Source organism: Micromonospora sonchi, assembly GCF_014646235.1.
GTDB lineage: Bacteria > Actinomycetota > Actinomycetes > Mycobacteriales > Micromonosporaceae > Micromonospora > Micromonospora sonchi.
This window is the reverse complement of record NZ_BMNB01000006.1, coordinates 102,058-122,729: the sequence shown is the minus strand read 5'-3', so window position 1 is coordinate 122,729 and position 20,672 is coordinate 102,058. Positions and strand designations below refer to the sequence as shown.

At 72.1% G+C, this 20,672-nt stretch carries 22 protein-coding genes; 15 read left to right on the top strand and 7 right to left on the bottom strand.

Features of this window, described 5'->3' with window-relative positions:
• Nucleotides 1–8 precede the first annotated feature (8 nt).
• On the top strand, nucleotides 9–335 hold the full coding sequence (locus IEY61_RS08635; protein WP_229705766.1) for an ArsR/SmtB family transcription factor: 327 nt from the start codon (nucleotides 9–11) through the stop codon (nucleotides 333–335).
• A 16-nt stretch (nucleotides 336–351) separates the two neighbouring features.
• Here IEY61_RS08635 and IEY61_RS08630 read toward each other — a convergent pair whose 3' ends face one another.
• Nucleotides 352–1,104: a TIGR03089 family protein gene (locus IEY61_RS08630; protein WP_189042302.1), complete on the bottom strand. Its 753-nt coding sequence runs from the start codon at nucleotides 1,102–1,104 to the stop codon at nucleotides 352–354.
• 106 nt (nucleotides 1,105–1,210) lie between these two features.
• On the opposite strand from IEY61_RS08630, the gene IEY61_RS08625 reads away from it, so the two are divergent.
• Both IEY61_RS08625 and IEY61_RS08620 read left to right on the top strand, forming a co-directional pair.
• Nucleotides 1,211–2,143 (top strand): aminoglycoside phosphotransferase family protein, encoded by a 933-nt coding sequence (locus IEY61_RS08625; protein ID WP_189042300.1) that lies wholly within the window; start codon nucleotides 1,211–1,213, stop codon nucleotides 2,141–2,143.
• 68 nt (nucleotides 2,144–2,211) lie between these two features.
• Nucleotides 2,212–3,273, top strand: coding sequence for a hypothetical protein (locus tag IEY61_RS08620; protein ID WP_189042298.1), 1,062 nt, complete (start codon nucleotides 2,212–2,214; stop codon nucleotides 3,271–3,273).
• Between the two features lie 60 nt (nucleotides 3,274–3,333).
• Here the strand turns inward: IEY61_RS08620 and ligD (IEY61_RS08615) are convergent, their stop codons facing one another.
• The gene (ligD, locus tag IEY61_RS08615) at nucleotides 3,334–4,242 is read right to left on the bottom strand and encodes a non-homologous end-joining DNA ligase (protein WP_189042296.1); all 909 of its coding nucleotides are present in this window, start codon (nucleotides 4,240–4,242) and stop codon (nucleotides 3,334–3,336) included.
• Nucleotides 4,232–5,173, bottom strand: coding sequence for a non-homologous end-joining DNA ligase (gene ligD / locus IEY61_RS08610; RefSeq protein WP_189042294.1), 942 nt, complete (start codon nucleotides 5,171–5,173; stop codon nucleotides 4,232–4,234). Before ligD (IEY61_RS08610) ends, ligD (IEY61_RS08615) begins: the two co-directional genes overlap by 11 nt.
• Before the next feature lie 85 nt (nucleotides 5,174–5,258).
• Between ligD (IEY61_RS08610) and ku the strand changes: the two genes are divergently transcribed.
• The 9 genes from ku to IEY61_RS08565 all read left to right on the top strand — a co-directional run bounded on the left by ku (nucleotide 5,259) and on the right by IEY61_RS08565 (nucleotide 15,381).
• Nucleotides 5,259–6,326: a non-homologous end joining protein Ku gene (ku, locus tag IEY61_RS08605; protein ID WP_189042292.1), complete on the top strand. Its 1,068-nt coding sequence runs from the start codon at nucleotides 5,259–5,261 to the stop codon at nucleotides 6,324–6,326.
• A gap of 379 nt (nucleotides 6,327–6,705) precedes the next feature.
• Nucleotides 6,706–8,130 (top strand): M1 family metallopeptidase, encoded by a 1,425-nt coding sequence (locus IEY61_RS08600; RefSeq protein ID WP_189042290.1) that lies wholly within the window; start codon nucleotides 6,706–6,708, stop codon nucleotides 8,128–8,130.
• A 201-nt stretch (nucleotides 8,131–8,331) separates the two neighbouring features.
• The gene (locus tag IEY61_RS08595; protein ID WP_189042288.1) at nucleotides 8,332–8,988 is read left to right on the top strand and encodes an FKBP-type peptidyl-prolyl cis-trans isomerase; all 657 of its coding nucleotides are present in this window, start codon (nucleotides 8,332–8,334) and stop codon (nucleotides 8,986–8,988) included.
• 9 nt (nucleotides 8,989–8,997) lie between these two features.
• On the top strand, nucleotides 8,998–9,864 hold the full coding sequence (locus tag IEY61_RS08590; RefSeq protein WP_444543345.1) for an SCO6745 family protein: 867 nt from the start codon (nucleotides 8,998–9,000) through the stop codon (nucleotides 9,862–9,864).
• A gap of 78 nt (nucleotides 9,865–9,942) precedes the next feature.
• A complete protein-coding gene (locus tag IEY61_RS08585) occupies nucleotides 9,943–10,599 on the top strand; it encodes an HAD family hydrolase (protein WP_189042286.1) in 657 nt (218 codons plus the stop codon).
• A 72-nt stretch (nucleotides 10,600–10,671) separates the two neighbouring features.
• Nucleotides 10,672–11,682 carry an NADPH:quinone reductase gene (locus tag IEY61_RS08580; RefSeq protein ID WP_189042284.1) on the top strand — a complete coding sequence of 337 codons (1,011 nt, stop codon included), beginning with the start codon at nucleotides 10,672–10,674 and terminating at the stop codon, nucleotides 11,680–11,682.
• 242 nt (nucleotides 11,683–11,924) lie between these two features.
• Nucleotides 11,925–12,416 carry an NUDIX domain-containing protein gene (locus IEY61_RS08575; protein WP_189042282.1) on the top strand — a complete coding sequence of 164 codons (492 nt, stop codon included), beginning with the start codon at nucleotides 11,925–11,927 and terminating at the stop codon, nucleotides 12,414–12,416.
• 176 nt (nucleotides 12,417–12,592) lie between these two features.
• Nucleotides 12,593–14,494: a D-glycero-beta-D-manno-heptose 1-phosphate adenylyltransferase gene (gene rfaE2 / locus IEY61_RS08570; protein WP_189042280.1), complete on the top strand. Its 1,902-nt coding sequence runs from the start codon at nucleotides 12,593–12,595 to the stop codon at nucleotides 14,492–14,494.
• Nucleotides 14,491–15,381: a glycosyltransferase family 2 protein gene (locus IEY61_RS08565; RefSeq protein ID WP_189042278.1), complete on the top strand. Its 891-nt coding sequence runs from the start codon at nucleotides 14,491–14,493 to the stop codon at nucleotides 15,379–15,381. Before rfaE2 ends, IEY61_RS08565 begins: the two co-directional genes overlap by 4 nt.
• Nucleotides 15,382–15,411: 30 nt before the next feature.
• Here the strand turns inward: IEY61_RS08565 and IEY61_RS08560 are convergent, their stop codons facing one another.
• From IEY61_RS08560 to IEY61_RS08550, 3 genes are read right to left on the bottom strand one after another with little or no spacing between them, the layout of a single operon-like run.
• A complete protein-coding gene (locus IEY61_RS08560; protein WP_189042277.1) occupies nucleotides 15,412–16,515 on the bottom strand; it encodes a glycosyltransferase family 9 protein in 1,104 nt (367 codons plus the stop codon).
• A gap of 9 nt (nucleotides 16,516–16,524) precedes the next feature.
• Nucleotides 16,525–17,058 carry an Hsp20/alpha crystallin family protein gene (locus tag IEY61_RS08555; RefSeq protein WP_189042275.1) on the bottom strand — a complete coding sequence of 178 codons (534 nt, stop codon included), beginning with the start codon at nucleotides 17,056–17,058 and terminating at the stop codon, nucleotides 16,525–16,527.
• Nucleotides 17,055–17,558 (bottom strand): DUF2231 domain-containing protein, encoded by a 504-nt coding sequence (locus IEY61_RS08550; protein ID WP_189042273.1) that lies wholly within the window; start codon nucleotides 17,556–17,558, stop codon nucleotides 17,055–17,057. The genes IEY61_RS08555 and IEY61_RS08550 overlap by 4 nt, the downstream gene beginning before the upstream one ends.
• A 165-nt stretch (nucleotides 17,559–17,723) precedes the next feature.
• On the opposite strand from IEY61_RS08550, the gene IEY61_RS08545 reads away from it, so the two are divergent.
• A complete protein-coding gene (locus IEY61_RS08545) occupies nucleotides 17,724–18,341 on the top strand; it encodes a pyridoxamine 5'-phosphate oxidase family protein (protein WP_189042270.1) in 618 nt (205 codons plus the stop codon).
• On the opposite strand, the gene IEY61_RS08540 is transcribed toward IEY61_RS08545, so the two are convergent.
• Nucleotides 18,332–18,847, bottom strand: a complete 516-nt coding sequence (locus IEY61_RS08540; RefSeq protein ID WP_229705765.1) for a hypothetical protein — start codon at nucleotides 18,845–18,847, stop codon at nucleotides 18,332–18,334. The genes IEY61_RS08545 and IEY61_RS08540 overlap by 10 nt on opposite strands.
• Nucleotides 18,848–18,973: 126 nt before the next feature.
• Between IEY61_RS08540 and IEY61_RS08535 the strand changes: the two genes are divergently transcribed.
• Entirely contained in the window at nucleotides 18,974–19,633 is a 660-nt protein-coding gene (locus IEY61_RS08535) for a HEAT repeat domain-containing protein (RefSeq protein WP_189042269.1), read from the top strand.
• Nucleotides 19,634–19,639: 6 nt separating this feature from the next.
• Nucleotides 19,640–20,644: a MerR family transcriptional regulator gene (locus IEY61_RS08530; RefSeq protein ID WP_189042267.1), complete on the top strand. Its 1,005-nt coding sequence runs from the start codon at nucleotides 19,640–19,642 to the stop codon at nucleotides 20,642–20,644.
• The last annotated feature ends 28 nt before the right edge of the window (nucleotides 20,645–20,672 follow it).

Genomic DNA, 20,672 nt, shown 5'->3' with positions numbered 1-20,672 from the left:
TTTACAACATGACTGGCTCGGTCGCCAAGGATTCCGACGATGATCTGGTGTTCAAGGCGCTCGCCTCGCCGGCACGTCGACGGATGCTCGACGCGCTCAAGGCTGCCCCGCAGACCACCGGCTCACTCTGCGCTCTGCTGCCCGAACTGGACCGCACCACCGTGCTGCAACATCTGCGGGTGCTGGAACGCGCCGGGTTGGTGACCGGGCGCAGGGTGGGCCGGGAGCGCCACCTGTCGCTCGCCCCGCTGCCGATCAAACGCATCCACGACCGCTGGATCAGCGGCTACATGCGGGCCGCCGTCGACCTGCTCGAACAGCTCGACGCCGAGTGAGGATCGGCCCGCGCCGTCAGAGCACCCGGGTGACGCCCTCGCCGGCGATCACCGCGTCCCGGCGGGCCGGGTCGAGGTCGGCGGCGAGCACCACCGACGCGCCGGTCGACAGTGGGGCGAGCAGCCACTTCACGGGCTCCTCGTGCTCGGCCACGTCGATCAGCAATCGGTCGCCGACGCGCAGGTCCCACCGCTCGGCCATCTCGCGGGCGATCCCGCCCCACTGGCCGTAGCTGGTGCCGTCCGGGCTCGCCGGGTCGGTCGCCCGGATCGCCCGCTGCTCCGGCGGGACGCCGGTGTGCCGGAGCACCTCCACGGACCAGTCGAGCCAGCCGGCGGGTACGTCGGCCAGCGGCTCCGGCCCGGTGCCGACCAGGTAGCGGTGCAGCCCGTCGGGCACGTCCTCCAACCAGTCGTCGAGCCGTTGCGGGGTGACGAAGACCGCGTCGTACGGTCGCGCTCCACCGGGCTCCAGCACCGGCAGCCCGGCGGTGGCGCGCGGCCGGAACGACACCTCCAGCCCCACCGACCAGGCACCGAGCAAGATCGCAGCAGTACGCCAGTGCGGCGGCAACAGCACGGCCACCCGACTGCCCGGCGTCAGCCCGCACCCGTCACGCAGCAGGCCGGCGGAGCGCGCCGCCCAGTCGCCCAGCTCGGCGGCCGTCAGATCCTGGCGATGACCGCTCCGCTGGTCAAGGTAGGTGAGCAGCGGCTGCTCCCGCTCGGCGAGACCGACGACGGAGAGCACGGGCGTGGCAGCAGGCATAGGTACGTCCTACTACCTGCTGCCCCACCCTGTCGAGTCCGCAAGACACCCAATGGGTCAGGAAATCGCGTTGCCGCAGGGCCGACATCTACCAAGGATGTACGCCATGCCTTCGACCACGGACGACGAGACGCTGCCGGCTGGGCTCGATGGCCGCGCCGGGATTACCGCCGGCCTGGTGAGGCGTCTGCTCGCCGCCCAGTTTCCGCAGTGGGCCGACCTGCCGGTGCGGCCGGTGCCGGTCGACGGGCACGACAACCGGACGTACCGGCTGGGCAGCGAGCTGACCGTACGACTGCCCACCGCCGCCGGGTACGTCCCCGGGGTGGCCAAGGAGAACGAGTGGCTTCCCCGGCTGGCCCCGCATCTGCCGGTCGCCGTCCCGCCGGTCCTCGGTCTGGGCGTGCCCGGCGAGGGGTACCCCTTTCCGTGGTCGGTGCGGGGCTGGCTGCCCGGCGAGACGGCCGACCGGGGGCGCATCGACGACCTGACGGGGTTCGCGGTCTCGGTGGCCGATCTCCTCCGTGCCCTTCAGGCTTGCGACGCCACCGGCGGGCCGGTCGCCGGGGAGCACAGCTTCTACCGGGGTGCCCCGCCGGCCCACTACGACGCGGAGACCCGCCAGTTGCTGGCCACGCTGGCGGGTCACGTTGACGTGGCGCGGGCCGGCGCGGTCTGGGAGGCGGCCCTGGCCGCCGAGTGGCGCGGCGAGCCGGTGTGGTTCCACGGGGACCTCGCGGTGGGAAACCTGCTGGTGGCGGAGGGGAAGCTGAGCGCCGTCATCGACTTCGGCACCTGCGGAGTGGGCGACCCGGCCTGCGACCTGGTGATCGCCTGGGCGATGCTCTCCGGCGAGAGCCGCCGGGCGTTCCGGGAGACGGTCGGCCAGGACGCCGGCACCTGGGCGCGGGCGCGGGGCTGGGCGCTGTGGAAGGCGATGCTGCTGGTGCGGCAGCACCTCGACACCGCGCCCGAGTTGGCCGCCGCCAACCAGCACGTGATCGCCGAGATCCTCGACGACCACGACCGCCTCGGATAGTCGATGGTCGGCGGTGGCATAGACCAATGGCGCTAGTGGCGCCCTCGCGCTGCCAGGACAGTCGAGCCATGACTCACCACGGACAGCAGCGGGCCGGCGTCGCGGAAGCGGGCCAGCAGACCGAGGTGCCGGGCGCCGGGCAATCAGTGCGGCGACTTGTCCCGGTCGTGGCACTGCTGCTGCTCGCCCCCTGGGCGGCCGAGTGCTCATGGGGCGGGTTCGCCGGCACGGACATGCTGCTCGTCGTGGTCGTGCTGGCCCCGATGTACGGCGGCGCGGCGATCCTGATCCGGGAGGCGGCCCGGCGTACGGGCGCAGGGTGGCCGATGATCCTGCTGCTCGCGGCGGGATTCGGTGTGTTCCAGGCGGGGCTGGTCGACCAGTCGCTGTTCAACCCCGATTTCCTCGCCGACACCGAGTTCGCCGACCTCAGCGCGGCGGACCAGACCCGTATCCCGTGGCTGGGGATCAGCGCCCAGGAGGCGGTCAGCTTCCTGGGCAACCACGTGGCGTTGACCATCTGCGCGCCGATCGCGATCGTCGAGTCGTACCTCTCCCCGGCCCGCCGCCTGCGCCCATGGTTGCGGGCACCCGGCCTGGTCGCGGTGGCCGCTCTCTACCTGCTGGGCAGCCTGCTCATTTTCACCGACGACAGCGGCCGGGCGGGGTTCCTGGCCAGCCCTGGGCAGCTCGTCGGGGCGGCCGCGGTGGTAGCCGCCCTCATCGTGGTGGCCGCGCTGCCCCGCTGGCGGCGCCGCCCGGCCGATGCGCGGTTAACTGACCGGGCACCGGCCGGCGCGCCACGACCGGCCCTTCCCGGGGTGCTGGTCCTGGTCGGTTACCTTGCCGTGAGCATGCAGACCAACTGGCTCGGGGTCGCCGTTGCGGTGATCGTCATCGCTGGGCTGGCGGTGGTGCTCGTCCGCTGGTCCGGGCGCGCCGGTTGGGGGCAGGGCCACGTGTTGGCCTGCGTCGCGGGGGCGCTGGTCGGCGCGGCGGTCCTGGCGTACCTCGTGCCGCCGTACGCGCCGGCATCGCCCGGCGAGGCCCTGGTCAGCGACGTGCTCGTCAGCGTGATCACGGTAGCCCTGCTCAGCGGGGCCTACGCACGACTACGCCGGCAGGGTTGAGAGGGGCTCTCACCTCTACCGCAGGCGTTGGTAGGGGGCCCTTCCTACTCCGAGTGCTTGTTACGGGAGGGTGGGGCCGCCGTCGAGGAGTGGGGCGAGCAGGTCGCCGTACTTCTCGGCTCGTTTCAGGACCTCGGCGGCGGTGAACCGGCGGACGGCGGGCTGCTTCCCGCGCGGGCCGGCCTCCACCTCCTCCCAGGTCAGCGGCGTCGACACCGACGGCACGGCCTGGGCGCGCAACGAGTAGGGCGCCACCGTCGTCTTCGCCGCGTTGTTCTGACTCCAGTCGATGAAGACCTTGCCCGGCCGGAGCGTCCTCGCCATCTTGGACACGACCAGCTTGGGGTGTTCGCGTTCCAGCTCCTGGGCGATCCGACGCGCGTACGCCGACACGTCGTCGGCGGACTGGGTCCCGGCGATCGGGCAGCAGAGCTGCATGCCCTTCTTGCCGGAGGTCTTCGGGTACGAGTCGACGCCGTCGTCGGCGAGCCGGTCGCGCATCAGGATCGCCACCGTGCAGCACTCCGCCAGCCCGGCGGGTGGGCCCGGGTCCAGGTCGACGACCATCATGTCCGGGTGTTTGCCGATCTTCCACTGCGGCGTGTGCAGTTCCAGCGCGGCGAGGTTGGCCAGCCAGACCAGGGTGGGCAGGTCGTCGGCGACCACGTAGTCGATGGTTTCCCGCCCCTTGCTCGATCCGGGGGCGGGCAGCGTCTCGGTGCGTACCCACTCGGGGGTGGCGGCGGGGGCGTTCTTCTCGAAGAACGAGTTGTCCTCCACCCCGTTCGGGTACCGGATCCGGGTCAAGGCCCGGTCGGCCAGGTGTGGCAGCAGCACCGGGGCGATCCGGGTGTAGTAGTCGATCACCTCGCCCTTGGTGAAACCGGCTTGCGGGTAGAGGACCTTGTCCAGGTTGGAGAGCTTCAGGGCGCGGCCCTGGACCTCGACCTGGAGCCGGTCAGCTGGCATCCTCGACCTCCTCGGCCGGTTTGTCCGGTCGCAGCCGAAGGATCCGGGGGAACCGCAGTCGCCCGTCCGGCGTGCGCTGGCCGTACTTGACCTCCACCACCACCAGTGGGTTCACCCAGATGGCGCCCCGGGCGTCCTCGCGGGGCACGTCGCCGGCGAACGGCGACGCGGTGGTGCGCAGTGGCTCCAGCTCGCGCAGCAGTTCCCGTTCCAGGGCGGCGCCGATCCCGCCGCCGACCCGACCCCGGTAGACGAGCGGCCCGCCGGCACCGGGCACCCCGACCAGCAGGCCGCCGATCCGCCGCGCGCCGGGTCGCCAGCCGCCGACGACGAAGTCGCCGGTCACCTCCAGCTTGACCTTGAGCCAGTCGGGCGAGCGGACCCCGGGCCGGTAGGCCGAGTCGAGCCGCTTGGCCATCACCCCCTCCAGGCCGTGCTCGCCGGCCGCCGCGTAGGTGGCCGGGCCGTCGGTGAAGGCCGGCGGAACGGCCCACCGCGCCGCGCCCAGCCCCAACTCGTCAAGGGCCTCGCGACGCCGGGCGTACGGCCAGCCGGTGAGGTCCGCGCCGCCGAGCCGGATCAGGTCGAAGATCATGTACGTGACCGGGGCGCTCGCCGCCAGCCGGGCCGCCTTCGCCGGGTTGCGCACGTGCATCCGCTCGGCCAGGGCGGTGAACGAGGGCCGCCCGGCCTGGTCGAAGAGCACCACCTCCCCGTCGAGCAGTGCGTCGTCCACCTGCTCGGCGAGCGGAATCAGTTCGGGGTACGCGGTGGTGATCTCCACGCCGGAGCGGGCGTAGAGGCGTTGCCGCCCGGCGGCGATGTCGGCGAGGCCGCGTACGCCGTCCCACTTGAACTCGTACGCCCAGCCCGCGCCGGCCGGGAGTTGCCCGGTCATCGCGAGCATCGGCTTGAGCGGCGCGCCGGGCACGTTTCGACTGTAGTACCAGGCCGAACGCCCCGCGCCCGGTTCCATCTGGTGCGAGCATGGTCGATACCGGGAAAGGGGGCGCGGGATGCGGGCCATCTGGAAGGGAGCCGTGTCGTTCGGGCTTGTCTCGATCGGGGTCAAGCTCTACTCGGCGACCGAGGAGAAGGACATCCGGTTCCACCAGGTACACCGGGAGGACGGCGGGCGGATCCGGTACAAGCGCACCTGCCAGGTCTGCGGCGAGGAGGTCAGCTACGACGACATCGCCAAGGGCTACGACATCGGCGGCGGCGAGATGGTGATCCTCACCGACGAGGATTTCGCCGACCTGCCGCTGACCACCTCCCGCGCCATCGACGTGCTGGAGTTCGTGCCGGCCGAGCAGGTCGACCCGATCCTCTACAACAAGGCGTACTTCCTGGAGCCCGAGGGGACGGCGACCAAGCCGTACCTGCTGTTGCGGGACGCGCTGACCGACTCCGAGCGGGTGGCGATCGTCAAGGTGGCGCTGCGCCAGCGGGAGCAGTTGGCCACCCTGCGGGTCCGCGACGGCGTGCTGCTGTTGAACACCATGCTCTGGCCCGACGAGATCCGGAAGCCCGCCTTCGGCTTCCTCGACGAGGACCTGAAGCTCCGCCCGCCGGAGCTGGCCATGGCCACCTCGCTGATCGACTCGATGGCCGCCGAGTTCCACCCGGACGAGTTCACCGACGACTACCGGGCGGCGTTGCAGGAGGTCATCGACGCGAAGGTGGAGGGCCGCGAGGTGGTCCAGCCGGAGGAGGTGGAGGAGGCCCCGGCCGCCGCCGTCGACCTGATGGCCGCGCTCAAGGCGTCCGTCGAGCGGGCCCGCGCGGCTCGCGGCGAGGCGGGTGCGGCGACCGGTGGTGGAGCCGGCGGTGGTGGAGCCGGCGGTGGTGGTGGTGCCGGTGGTGGTGGTGCCGGCGAGCCGACCCCGATCACGTCCGCCCGATCCGCGCAGAAGAAGGCGGCCAAGGCCCCGGCGAAGAAGGCCGCGGCCAAGACGCCCACCCCCAAGCGGGCCGAGGGTGCCAAGAAGACCGAGGGCGCAAAGAAGGCGGCCCCGAAGGCGGAGAAGAAGGCCACCGCCAAGAAGGCTGCTCCGAAGAAGGCCGCCCGCAAGACCGCCTGACCGCCCCGGCGGGCGCCTCGTGTCGGGATTGGAACGCCCGGCAGGAGGCCTTGCGCACGCCCTACCGTGCGTACGCCCGGCCCTGTCGAGCTGAGAGCGTCAACGGATCACGGCCTCGACCGGACGGCGACCAACAGCCCGCACGCGACGGCGTCAACGATTCAGCTCGACAGGGACAGCACGAGCACGTCCGGGGACGGGGCTTGTCGCAACCGATCGTGCCGGCAGCCGCGCCGCACGGCGTGAACCTGCCCGTCGCCCGGCGGCCATGAACCGAACACGGCAGGAACCGAACACGGCAGGAACCGGCACGTCAGGTCATTGACCAGGAATCTTGGGGATCCTACGCTGCGCGGCATCCCCCACGGAGAGGATTCTCATGACGATCCCCCGACTGCGTGGTGCTGCCCTGGCCACCGCCAGCCTGCTGGCCGCCGGTGCACTGGTGGCGCCGAGCCCGGCCGGCGCAGCACCCGGTAACCCCGGCGCTCCCCGCTTCGCACCCGGTGCACCGAGCATCGGCGACCCGTACTTCCCTGATCAGGGCAACGGCGGGTACGACGTACAGCACTACGATCTCGACTTCTCGTACGATCCGGCGACCCGGTTCATGGACGCCACCGCGACGATCACCGCGCGGGCCACCCAGGATCTTGATCGGTTCAACCTGGACTTCCGGGGTCCGGCGGTCTCCTCGGTGACGGTGAACGGCAAGAAGAACGGCTTCACCCGCGACGGCCAGGAACTGGTCATCACCCCCCGACCGAAGCCGAAGACCGGGCAGACGTTCACCGTGGTGGTGAAGTATGCCGGCGTACCGGGACCGGTGACCGACCCGGACGGGTCGATCGAGGGCTGGATCCCGACCGACGACGGCGTCTTCGTCGTCGGCGAGCCGCAGGGCACGCCCGCCTGGCTGCCGAGCAACGACACCCCGACCGACAAGGCCACGTTCCGGTTCACCGCGCGGGTGCCGGAGGGGCTCACCGCCGTCGGCAACGGCCAGCTTCTCTCCCAGCGGACCCGCAACGGCTGGACCACGTACGTCTGGGACAACACCGAGCCGATGGCCACCTACCTGGCGACGATCACCATCGGCCGGTTCCAGGTCACCGAGTCGGTCACGCCCAGCGGTGTTCCGTCGTACGTGGCGATCGACCCGCGCCTGGTCGCCGGCTCGACCAACGCGGTGTCGCAGATCCCGAAGATGATGGAGTTCTTCACCGAGAAGTTCGGGCCGTACCCGTTCGCCTCCACCGGCGCGATCGTCGACTACGCCCCGCAGGTGGGTTACGCCCTGGAGACCCAGACGAAGCCGATCTTCTCCAACACGGCGAGCGTCGGCACGATGGCGCACGAGATCGCCCACCAGTGGTACGGCAACAGCGTCTCACCGGAGCGCTGGAAGGACATCTGGCTCAACGAGGGCTTCGCCACGTACGGCCAGTGGATGTACACCGAGCACAACGGCGGGGCGACGGTCGAGCAGACGTTCAACAGCAGCAGCAACTACGGGCGGGCCGCCTCGTCGTCGTTCTGGCAGATCCTCCTTGCCGACCCAGGGGTGGTGGACATGTTCAGCAGTGCCCCGTACAACCGGGGTGCGATGACCTTGCACGCGCTGCGCGGCAAGGTCGGTGACGACGCCTTCTTCCGCATCCTGCGGCAGTGGGCGGAGATCCACCGGCACAGCCACGCCGCCACGGCCGACTTCATCGCGCTGGCCGAGCGGGAGTCCGGGCGGGATCTGACCGCCTTCTTCGACGTGTGGTTGTTCCAGAAGGGCAAGCCGACCTCCTGGTGATCCGCCGTGCCCGTGCTCGCGGCGTCGGTCAGCGGTGCGGGGCCCGGAATCGTTTCCGGGCCCCGCACTCCTGCCCCAGCCGGCTCAGGAATCCCACGGGCCACGATCGATCGTCGGAGGTACGCGCGACACCAGGTACCGTGTGTCGGCGACGGCGTCCGTGGCCCGGACGCATCCATCTCTCATCAGGGAGTCGAGGACGTGAGCGAGCACGCGGGCGGGCAGGAGAGCAAGGCACGGCGGCGACTGGCCGAACAGTTGGCCGAGCAGAAGGCAGCCGAGGCCAAGCGCCGCCGGCAGGCCTGGGCCGGCGCCCTCGCCGCCGTCGCCGTGGTCGGCGTACTGATCACCGTGTTCGTGATCATCGGGCAGCGCGGTGGCGACGACTCCCCCGAGCAGGCGGCGGGCAGCCCGTCGGCGTCGCCGAGCGACGTGACCGACCCGGCGGCTCCGGGTGCACCGCCCGCCCCGCAGCTGCCGGAGGGCGCCGACCCGGCCCTGGGCAGCAAGCCGACCATCGCCGCCGGCGAGGGCGAGCTGACCAAGCTCACCGTCACCCCGCTGATCGAGGGCACCGGGCCGAAGGTGACGGCGGGCCAGGCGATCACCACCAACTACGTGGGCGTGTTCTACGAGAACGGTGAGGAGTTCGACTCCTCGTGGGAGCGGGGCGAGCCGGCCACCTTCCCGATCGGCGTGGGGCAGGTCATCGAGGGTTGGGACAAGGGCCTGGTCGGGGTGACCGTGGGCAGCCGCGTGCAGCTCGACATCCCGGCCGAGCAGGCGTACGGCGACGGCGAGGGCGGACGTCCGGGTGGCCCGCTGCGCTTCGTGGTGGACGTTCTCGCCGCTCAGTAGGAGGTACGGATGACGGCGCTGGACAGCCCGGGGCAGGTCGCCCGGTTGATGTGGACCTGCTACGAGTCGGTGCACGCCGTCACCTACTTCCACCCGCGTGCCCGGGCCGCGTACGAGGCGGCCGGGCTGCGCGGGTTCTGGCGGGGCTACTTCGCTGGCCGGGCCGCCCCGCTCGGGCCGGTCGGTCCCGCGCCGGTGATCGCCGCCTTCTTCACCTTCGCCCCGCACGTGGTGGCCCGAGCCCTGCCCGCGGTGTGGCAGCTGGCCACCCCCGAGGAGGCGTTGCGGGCCCGGCTCACCGGGGCGGTGCAGGCGCTGGCCGAGTTGACGTACGAGTTGCCCGAACGGCACCTGACGGAGACCGCCGAGCTGCTGGAGGCCGCTGCCGCGGCGGTCGGGACGGCTCCCGGCCGGGTTCTCGGCGCGGCCAACGCCGCCCTGCCGCGCGGCGAGTATCCGCTGGCCCGGCTCTGGCAGGCCGCGACCACGCTGCGCGAGCATCGCGGCGACGGGCACATCGCGGCGCTGGTCGCCGCCGACCTCGACCCGATGGAGACGCTGACCTGGCGGGTCGCGGCCGGCATGGCGTCCGAGCCCCTGCTCCGTCGGGGCTGGTCGGAGCAGGAGTGGGCGCAGGCCCGCGACCGGCTGGCCGCCCGAGGCTGGCTCACCGCCGACGGCGAGCCCACCGAGCGCGGCCGGGCCGGCTTCCAGGCGATCGAGGACGCCACCGACGATGCCGCCGCCCGCCCCTGGCAGACCCTCGACCCCGGCTCCCTGGACCGCCTCCGCACCCTCCTGGCTCCCCTGGCCAATGCCGCCCACCGCGTCATCCCCTCCGACAACCCGATCGGCCTTCCCGGCCCCCGAAGTTAAAAAGGGGCCCTTCCTCTACGCCAGGCGTTAATAAGGGGCCCTTCCTTACTTCCGGGGTGGGGGAGGGAGGATGGCGGGGTGACGGTGGATGCGGTGGTGTTCGATCTGGACGGCGTGATCGTGGATTCCGAGCCGGTCTGGGAGGAGGTGCGCCGGGCGTACGTGGCAGACCACGGGGGCACCTGGCAGGACGACACCCAGCGCCGGCTGATGGGGATGAGCACCGGCGAGTGGGCCCGGTACCTCAGCGGTGAACTGGGCGTACGACGTACCGCCGAGCAGGTCGCCGCCGAGGTGGTCGAGGAGATGGCCCGGCGCTACGCGGCCCGCGTACCGCTGATCGACGGGGCCGACCAGGTGGTGCGCCGACTGGCCGCGCGGTGGCCGCTGGGGTTGGCCAGTTCCTCGCCGACCCGGCTGATCGCGGCGGCGCTGGCCGCCACCGGCCTGACCGACGCCTTCCGGGCCACGCTGTCGACCGAGCAGACCGAGCGCGGCAAGCCGGCACCGGACGTCTATCTGACCGTGGCGCGGCAGCTCGGCGTCGAACCGGCGCGCTGCGTGGCGGTGGAGGATTCCTCCAACGGCGTACGCTCCGCCGCCGCGGCGGGGATGACCTTGGTGGTGGTGCCGCACGGGTCGTACCCGCTCGATCCGGATGCGCAGGGGCTGGCCACGGCGGTGCTGGGCTCGATCGACGAGCTGACTCCGGAGGTGGTGGCCCAGCTCGGCTGAACCTCTGCCGGCCGGCCCCCGCCCCGCCTACGGTCGATGGTGGATCAGTGGCGGGAAGCGAGAGGAAGCGGGATGAAGGCCATCGTGTACGAGCACACGGGTGACCCTTCGGTGCTCCAACTGGTCGATCGGCCGGTGCCGGAACCCGGCCGGGGCGAGGTGCTGGTGCGCGTCGCGTACTCCGGGGTCAACCCGTCGGACTGGAAGGCCCGCCGGCAGTGGCCGCTGCCGGAGGGCTGGCGGATTCCCGGCCAGGACGGTGCCGGGGTGGTCGAGGCGGTCGGCGAGGGCGTCGACCAGGACCTGGTCGGCGAGCGGGTGTGGCTCTGGGAGGCGGCCTGGCAGCGGCCCTGGGGCACCGCCGCCGAGTACACGGTGGTGCCGGTTCGCCAGGCGGTACGCCTCGGTGACGCCTCCTTCGAGTTGGGCGCCTGCCTGGGCATCCCGTTCCTGACGGCGCACCGCTGCCTGACCGTCGGGGAGTACCTGCCGGACAGCCTGCGTCCGGGCGCGTTGAGCGACCACGCGGTGCTGGTGCAGGGCGGGGCGGGCGCGGTGGGCAACGCGGCGATCCAGCTCGCGGCCTGGGCCGACGCGTGCGTGATCGCCACGGTGAGCAGCGCGGAGAAGGCGCAGCTGGCCGCGGCGGCCGGCGCCTCGATGGTGATCAACTATCGGGAACAGGACGTGGTCGAGGAGGTCCGCAAGGTCGCGCCCGACGGGGTGCACGCGATCGTGGAGGTCTCCGCCGCGCGCAACGCCGCCACCGATGTGCAACTGCTGCACCACGGCGGGGTGGTCTGCGTCTACGCCGACGACGGCGGCGACGAGGTGACGCTGCCGATCCGGCCGCTGATGACGCCGAACGCACGCTGGCAGTTCGTGCTGGTGTACACGTTGCCGAAGGCGGCCAAGGCGCAGGCGGTGGTGGACGTCGCGGCGGCTGCCGCGCAGGGCGGCATCCGGGTGGGCGAGGAGGCCGGTCTGCCGCTGCACCGGTACCCGCTGTCGGCCACCGCCGCCGCACATCAGGCGGTGGAGGACTCCGTGGTGGGGAAGGTGCTGGTCAGCGCCAGCGAGTAGCGGGCAGATTTACCCATCGCCGGGACAGAACCGAACAAGTTTCGCGATACTGACGGTGCGGGTCGCCCCGCAGAGAAATGGGCGGCCCCGGCGCGGTGCGAACGCCGGGGCCGCCCACCGGGAGAGAGGTCTGTGCGAGGCCACTGTCCCTAACGGCGATGATGCGCCGAAAAACGTTACGGCGGGGCCCGTTTCGCAGATCCGGGCCGTCCTGCCCGGGCCGCCACCGTAGATTTGTCCGGGTGAGCATCTCCTGGGCTGATTCATATGTCGGGCAGCTGCGCGCCCTGGCCGGCGACCGGACGCTGATGTTCGTCGGCGCCCGCGCCGTGGTCCGCGACAACGCGGCCCGGATCCTGCTGATCCGTCGCTCCGACAACGGGCAGTGGGCAATGCCCGCCGGGGCCATGGAACTCGGCGAGTCGATCGCCGACTGCGCCGTGCGGGAGGTACGCGAGGAGACCGGCCTACGCGCCCTGCGGGTCAGCGCCTTCGCGCTCTACACCGGACCGGATCGCACCCACACCAACATGTACGGCCACACGTACCAGATCTTCACCGCCGCGTTCCGGGTCGAGGAGTGGGACGGTCAGCTGGCCCGGGTCACCGACGAGACCACAGACGCCGGCTTCTTCCACCGCGGGGCCATGCCGCACCCGCTCTCCGCCAGCGTCCTGGAGACCCTCGCCGATCTGGACGTCTTCGAGCAGACCAACCGCCTGATCCTGAAGTAGCTTCTGTAAGGAAGGGCCCCTTATTAACGCCTCCGGTAGAGGAAGGGCCCCTTATTAACACCCTTTCCCCATCGCGCCGTTGCACTGGCTCGCAGCGAGCCATCCCGGGCGGCAGGTTCGACCTCCTGCGCTCCGAGCGGCAGGTTTGACCCCGTCGGCCCGGGGGATCCGCCGGCATGGCAGGAGCAGCAGCGGAACATCCCCGGCTCGCCGATGTCGTGCAGAGCTGGTTCGGGCGCCCGGTTCTGGTGATCGGTGACGCCATGCTCGACGAATGGCGGTTCGCCGACTCGGACCGGCTGTGCCGGGAAGCCCCGGCCCCCGTCCTCACCCTGCGCCGCCGTATCTCCGCCGCGGGCGGGGCCGCCAACACCGCCGTCAACATCGCGATGTTGGGCGGACGATCGGCGCTGGTGGCACCTGTCGGGGCGGATGCCGCCGGCGACGAGCTGCACGACTGCCTGGACCGGGCGGGCGTCTGGGACCGTACGGTCAGCCAGCCCGGCCGCCCCACGCCGGTCAAGCGCCGAATGCTGGCCGGCGATCAGATCCTGCTTCGGGAGGACTCCGGCGAGCCGGACGATCCGCTCAGCGACGTCGGGGTCGACTGCCTGCTGACTTCCCTGGAATGCGCGACCGAGGAGTTGCAGGCCGCCGCCGGTGGCGCCACCCCGGCCCTGGTGATCTGCGACTACGGCCTGGGTGCCCTGCCCGCACCGGTACGCGCCTGGCTGGTCGCCGAACGGGACCGGTACGCCACAGTCGCCCTGGACGCACACGACCTCGCCGACTGGGGTGGCCTCGCCCCGACCGTGGTGACCCCGAGCTTCGCCGAGGCGGCCCGGCTGCTGGCCCGCGCCCGCACCGGCGCGAGGGCCGCCACGCCGCCCGAAGGCGGTGGCCGTGACGGCACGAGCCACCCGAACGGCACGGTTGGTGGTCACGAGGGCGGCGGCCGCCAGCTGCACCTGAAACATCCGGAGGTCGACCCGGCGGACGGCCCCTCCGAACTGACCGTGGGCGCCGCGCCCGGCGGATCCGGGCTACGGCGTACCGACGGGCCGACCGGCGAACCCACCCCGGGCGAGGGGCGGGTGGCGATGACCCGGGACGGGCTCAGCGTGACCGGCACCGGCGTGACCGTGAACGCCGACGCCGGGGCCGGCGTGGACCGGGCGGTGCTGGCCGAATCCCGGCTGGCCGAACTGCGCGCGCACACCGGCGCGGAGGTGGTCGCGGTGACCCTGGACTCCGACGGCGCGGTGGTTGGCGGTGCCGACGGGCAGCCGGCGCGCAGCCACAGCACCCCGGTGCCGGCCAGCCACGCCGTCGGTGCCGGCGACGCGTACCTGGCGACCATGACGCTGGCGCTCACCGTCGACGCACCGTTGTCGACCGCCGCTGAGCTGGCGCAAATCGCCGCGACGAGCACCATCGCCGGCACCGGCACCTGCGTCTGCCATCGCGAGGACCTGCTGGCCGCGCTGGGCCGGCCGGTGCCCGGCGGCGACGGTCGGCAGGTGCTGGTCGGCGCCGAAGCGCTGACCGCGCTCATCGCGGAGCACCGCCGCGCGGGCCGCTCCGTCGTCTTCACCAACGGCTGCTTCGACGTGCTGCACCGGGGACACGTGCGCTACCTGGAACAGGCCCGCGCCCTCGGGGACCTGCTGGTGGTGGCGGTCAACTCCGACGACAGCGTACGACGACTCAAGGGCACGGACCGGCCGGTCAATCCCGTCGAGGACCGCACCGCCCTGCTCGCCGCGCTGTCCTGCGTGGACCACGTGGTGGTCTTCGAGGAGGACTCGCCGGCCGAGCTGATCGAAGCCGTCCGCCCGGACGTCTACGTCAAGGGCGGCGACTACCCGCCGGAGCTGGTGCCGGAGGCGCCGCTGGTGCAACGGTTGGGCGGTCAGGTGCGCACTCTCGGGTACGTGCCGGACCGCTCCACCTCCGCGATCATCGAGCGGATCCGGGCGTACGGTCAGCAGGATGCCACGCCGGTGACCGCGCCTCCGGTGACCGCGCCTCCGGTGACCGGGCCGACCGGGCCGCCGGTGACCGGCAAGGCGCCGTGAACCGACCGCTGGACGCCGGCTCGCCCGAGGATTTCCGTGCCGATCGTCTGCTCGACGTGCTGGTGCCGACCCGCGACCGCCCCGCCGAACTGGCCGTCACCCTCTCCGGGCTCGCCGCTCAGGAGGGGGTGCCGGGGTTCGGCGTGGTGGTCAGCGACCAGTCCGACGGCGAACCCGGGTACGCGCACCCGGCCGCGGCCACCATGGTCCGGGCGCTGCGCCACCGGGGCCACCCGGTGCTGCTGACCCGCCGGCTGCCCCGGCGGGGCCTGGCCGAACACCGGGCCGCTCTGCTCGCCGCGTCCGCCGCCCGGTACGTGCTCTGCCTCGACGACGACGTCTGGCTGGAACCGGGGACGGTACCCCGGCTGGTCACCGCGATCGAGGAGCTGGGCTGCGGATTCGTCGGCAACGCGGTGCACGGTCTGTCCTACCTGGATGACGTACGACCGCAGACGCACCAGCATTACCAGGAGTGGACCGGCCGACCCGTGCCGGAGCGGATTCGCCCGGGCACGCCCGAGTGGGACCGGGCGCAGATCCACTCGGCGGCGAACCTGCTGCACGTCACCGAGGCGCTGGCGCTGCCCGAGGGCAGTTGGCGGGCGTACCGGGTCTCCTGGATCGGCGGCTGCGTGCTGTACGACCGCGCCAAGCTGGTCGACTCCGGCGGCTTCGACTTCTGGCGTCGGGTGCCGGAGCAACACCAGGGCGAGGATGTCGCCGCCCAGCTCGCCGTGTTGGCGCGCCACGGTGGCGCCGGGGTCCTGCCCAGCGGCGCCTACCACCTGGAGTCCCCCACCACCGTCACCCACCGTGACGTGGAGGCGTGGCAGGTCGTGCTCGCCGCCGACGACGCCGGAGCCGACGCCGGAGCCGGATGTTAATAGGGGGCCCTTCCTTACCCGCTTACCCGTTTACCCGAAAAGCAGTTCGCGGGCGGCTTCGAGGACCTCGGCTACCGGAACGTCGGTGACGAAGGAGTCGCGGTGCGGGCACTCGCCGTCGCCGGGTCGGTGTGGATAGATGCCGGGGGTGCAGTCCACGCCGCAGACCGGGCAGTGCAGCGTCCACGACGTGATCGGCCGGTGCCGGCCGCGCAGCGGGGTGGCCGTGGTGATCAGGTTGCCGACCCAGAAGATGCCGACCGTGGGGGCGCCGACGGCGGCGGCGAGGTGCAGCGGGCCGGTGTCGTTGGAGACCACCAGTGCGCAGCCGGCGTAGCAGCCGGCCAACCCGCCCAGGCTGAGCGTGCCCACCAACGGCCGGACCGGCACCCCGGCCGCCGCCACCACCTGGTCGACCACCTCCTGCTCGGCGGGGGTGCCGGTGACCAGCACCTCGTACCCGTCGGCGTGCAGCGTCCGGGCCACCTGAGCGAACCGGTCGGCGGGCCAGCGCCGCCGGGTGTCGGTCGCTCCCGGGTGCAGCGCCACCCGGGGGCGCTCCGGATCACCGAGCACGGAGCGCGCCTCGGCACGGTCGGCGTCGGTCACCGCCAGCGCCGGCGTGATCGTGGTGGCCGGGGCGCCGACCAGCGCCGCCACCTCGAGGTAACGGATCACCTCCGGCTGGTAGTAGACGTAGCGCAGCCAGCGGTCCAGCGGCGGGGCGTCCTCGGCGCGCAGCCCGGCGGTGACCCGGGCACCGAGCGCGGCGACCAGCGGGTTCGAGTTCGCTCCGCCGCCGTGCAGTTGCAGCGCCAGGTCGAAGTCTTCCGCGCGGGTCTCGGCCAGGAAGTCCACCATGCTCGACTCGGCCTCGCCGTCGGTCGGCGCGCGGATCCCGGGCGCGGGCGGCACCACCAACACCCGGTCCAATGGCCCCGGCCGGTCGCGCCAGAGCCCCGCGTGCCACGGCGTGCCGAGCAGCACGATCTCCGCCTGCGGGTACGCCGAGCGCAGCGCCTCCAGCGCCGGCAGTACGAAGATGAAGTCGCCGAGTGCGTTGGCGCGCAGCACGGCGATCCGGGCCACGTCGGGCACGAACCCGGTGGCCGGGGTGAGCAGGGGCGCCACCACGCCGCGCCGTTACCGGCCGGACTCGCCGGCGATGACGTCCGGTTGGTGCAGTTCCCGGTCCGCTGCCGGGTCGGCGCTGCTCGGCGTACCGCCGGAAAAGCCGGCGCGGCGCGGTCCGGTGCGGCCGACGGTGATGGTGCGCGGCGTGGGGCGGGTCGCCCGGGGCAGCCGCACCCGGAGCAGACCGTGATCCATCACCGCGTCGATCGCGTCCGCGTCCACCCGCGCCGGCAGCGGTACCCGATACTCGAAGCCCCGCGTCTCGAACCCGCCGGGGATCCCGTGGTCGGCGTTGACCTCGGCCTCCGTCCGGGCGCGTACGCACAGCTCGCGGTCGTCCACCTCCACCGCGACCTCCTCCGGGGCGACGCCCGGCAGCCGGACGACCACCTCCCAGCCGTCGGCGATCTCGCCCATCTCCACCTCGGGCGGCCCCGGTCGGCCACCGACCAACCGGCTCAGTTCGGCCCGCAACGACTGCAGTTCACCGAGCGGGTCCCAGCCCTGCTGTCCGCCTCGCCAGCCGCGTCCCGGTCCGGTCATCGCACGTCTCCCATCCGATGGCTGCTCGCTGCGCGCAGGGAACTCGGCGCGTCGAGGTTGGCGTCCGGGTCGACGCCCACGCCGAGCCGGTCGACCAGTTCCCCGCCGAGCCAGGCGCTGACGCCGAGGATGCCCAGCGCGACCACCTCGATGGCGATCAACGCGCCACCGGCGGCCCGCGAGTCGGCGTTGAGCCGCACCACCCAGACCGCCGCGAAGAGCAGGATCACCGCGAGGTTGGCGGCGGCGTGGGTGAGCCCCACCCGCTTGGCCCGGGTGCCGGTCGGGATGGCCAGCAGGTCGAACGTCCCGGCCGCCGCGGCCAGCAGGCCGCCGATCAGGCCGACGGTGATGTTCCAGTACGCCACCTCGCCGAGGAACCTCGGCCCGCCGACGGTGTCGATGATGTCGAACAGCACCGCCGTGACGAACAGGGCGGCCGGGAACATCACCAGCATCGGGTGGACGGGCTGACCCAGGATCTTGAGTCGACTCTCCATCTCCGGGCCTCCACGGTTTCCTGGTCATGGCGGCGCGCTCCCGCCCGGTGGGAGCCGTACCCCGGCCCGCACCGGACAAACCTCGCGGTAGGCGCGAGTAAGCTGATCGTGGCGGTTTCCCGTGCGGGTGCCGCCGTCATGGTCAACGCCACGGGGAGGCACACAGTGACGGTGGAGATCACGTCGGCGGCTCAGTTGCGCGACCTGCTCGGCACCCCGACGCCCCGCGTCCTCGCCAAGGAGCGCGCCGCGCTGCACGACCGGGACCGGCAGTGGCTGGACGCGTCGCCGTTCTGTCTGGTGGCGACCGCCGGGGCGGACGGCACCTGCGACGTCTCGCCCAAGGGCGACCCGCCTGGCTTCGCGCTCGTGCTGGACGACCGGACCATCGCCATCCCCGAGCGCCCGGGCAACAGGCGGGCCGACGGCTACCGCAACATCCTGGAGAATCCGCACGTCGGGCTGATCTTCCTCATCCCGGGCCGCACCGACACGCTACGGATCAACGGTCGGGCCCGGTTGCTGAGCGACGCACCCTGGTTCGACCAGATGGTGGTCCAGGGGCACCGACCCGTACTCGCCATCGTGGTCGAGATCGAGCAAATCTTCTACCACTGCGCGAAGGCGTTCCTCCGCTCCCAGCTGTGGCAGCCGGAGGCCTGGCCGTCGGATCCGCTGCCCAGCCGAGCCCGCCTGATCAAGGAGGTCGAGGCGCCGGCGAACACCCTGGCCGACCTGGAACGCCACTACGGCCCCGACTACGCCCGCAACCTCTACGCCTGACCCGACCTCGCCGGTGGGCGCCCGGCCTCGTGGTGCGGCACCTGCTCGGACAGGTTCCGGCGCCGCCAGGTCTGACCAACCTTCAGCACGCCGGCCGCGACGGCGACGTGGGCGGCAGTGGGAGCGAGCACGGCACCCGCAGCACCCAGGCACGACCACAGTGTCGCGGCGACCGGTTCCCCGGTTGCGACTGCCACGACAGCCATGTAGATCGCGGCCAGCACTGCGGCACCCGCGCACGTGATCAGCATCTTCGGGATAAACCGTCCGTCCTTCGCGACGGCATCACCGATCAAGCCAGCCGGCACGAACAGCAGCGGCACCAGGACGACACCCACGGCAGCGGCGATCAGCATCAGGATCAGACCCCCGAGCGGTCCACCCAGGCCCTCATTCGCCACCAACGCGTACCCGATCAGTCCGAGGTAGACGACGGCTGCCTGCCCGACGAACATCAACCAGGCGGCAACCGCACCAGCGAGGTGCCGAGCAAGCCTTCCGACCACGACGCCTCCCCGAAAAGACTTCAGCTACGCCTTCGGATCCTAGGCGGCAGGCCGGCGAGCGCGGCGTGGCCCCGCTTGACCTTGACACAGTGACAAGGTCTTCGCTGGGGGCAGGAGGTGATTCCGATGAGCAGTTCGGATCAGGACATCCGCGTTCTCCAAGGGCTGGAACACAGCAATTCGTCGGTGCGGCTGCGGGCCGCGATGGCCGTCGGCACGACCCCGGACCCGCAGTTCATCGACGCGCTCCTCGAGCGCTGCGCGATCGAGACCGACTTCTCCGTACGCGAGATGCTCACCTGGGCGCTCACCCGCCACCCGGCGTCGCTGACGGTTTCGAAGCTCGTCGGGGAACTCCGCGCGCAGCGTGCGCAGGCACGAAGCCAGGCATTGCACACGCTGTCCAAGCTCGGTGATCGGCGAGCGTGGCCGGCGATCACCCGGGTGCTGCTGACCGACGCCGACGACGAGGTGGCGCGCAGCGCCTGGCGAGCAGCGGTCGCACTCGTACCCGAAGCTGAGAAACCGGAGTTGGCCAGGGTGTTGACGACGCAGCTCGGGCGCGGCGAGCGTGAGATGCAGTTGAGCCTCAGCCGGGCGCTGATCGCGCTCGGTGAGATGATCGAGCCGATCCTGCGCGCGGCGATGACGGATCCCGACCCGGGCGTACGTCAGCACGCGATCGCCACGCAACGCTTGCTGCACGACCCGGATGCCGGATTCGAGTTCGCGTTGGAGGAGGCGAAGCGCGTCGTGGCCCTCGGCGGGACCAGCCAGGAGGGATGACCGGCAGTGTTGATCGGTGAGGTGGCCCGACGCTCCGGGGTCAGCGCCCGCATGCTCCGGCACTACGACTCGCTCGGCCTGGTGCGGCCGACAGGTCGCACCGGCTCGGGCTATCGCGAGTACTCCAACGAGGACATCCGACGCATCTTCCACATCGAGAGCCTGCGGTCACTAGGTCTGTCGCTGCGCGAGGTCGGGCGCGCACTCGATGATCCCGGCTTCACCCCCGCGACGCTGGTCGACGACCTCATCCGCCACACGCGAGCACGCATCGCGGCCGAGACGGAGTTGCTCACCCGACTCCGCCGGATCGGTGCCGCAGAACCCGCCGGCTGGGAGGACGTCCTCCAGACCGTCGCTCTCCTCCAAGCGTTGGGCTCGGAGAGCGCCGGGCGGCGCCAGCGCGCGGCCCTCTCCTCGGTCAGCGAGGTTCCGGCGCCGGTGGAGGCACTGGTCGAGGCGGTGTTGAACGAGACGGACCCGAACGTCGCCGGAGCCCTTCGCTGGGCTCTGGCGCAGTCGGGCGATGCCGGACTGGCGCTGCTGGCGGCGGGGCTCGACGCCCCCGTGGCCGAGGTACGCAGACGCGCCGTCCAGTCCATCGCCGAGATCCCGGGCGATGCCGCCACCGCACTGCTACGACACGCCCTCGCGAACTCCGACGTCGTGGTCCGCAGGTACGCCGCCCTGGCGCTCGGGGCACGTGGCGTCACCGACGCCGTCCCCACCCTCATCGACATGATCGTCGAGGAGGCGAACGACGTCGATGCGGCCGATGCGCTGAGCGTGCTGGCGAGTGATGCCGCGCTGGCGGATCAGATCGCCACCAGACTCGTCGACCGCCTCGCCCACGGCACCGCTGAGTCGTCGGCACGGCAACGGCTGGCCCAGGCGCTCGCGGACATCCCGGGGCCCGCGGCGTCACGTGCCCTCGCCGAGCTGTCAGCTGACGAAGACCGCGCCGTCGCGCTCACCGCGGCCTACATCCGCAAGCTGCGCGACGCGCGATAACCCTTGATCAGTACGGCTTCAAGCGGCG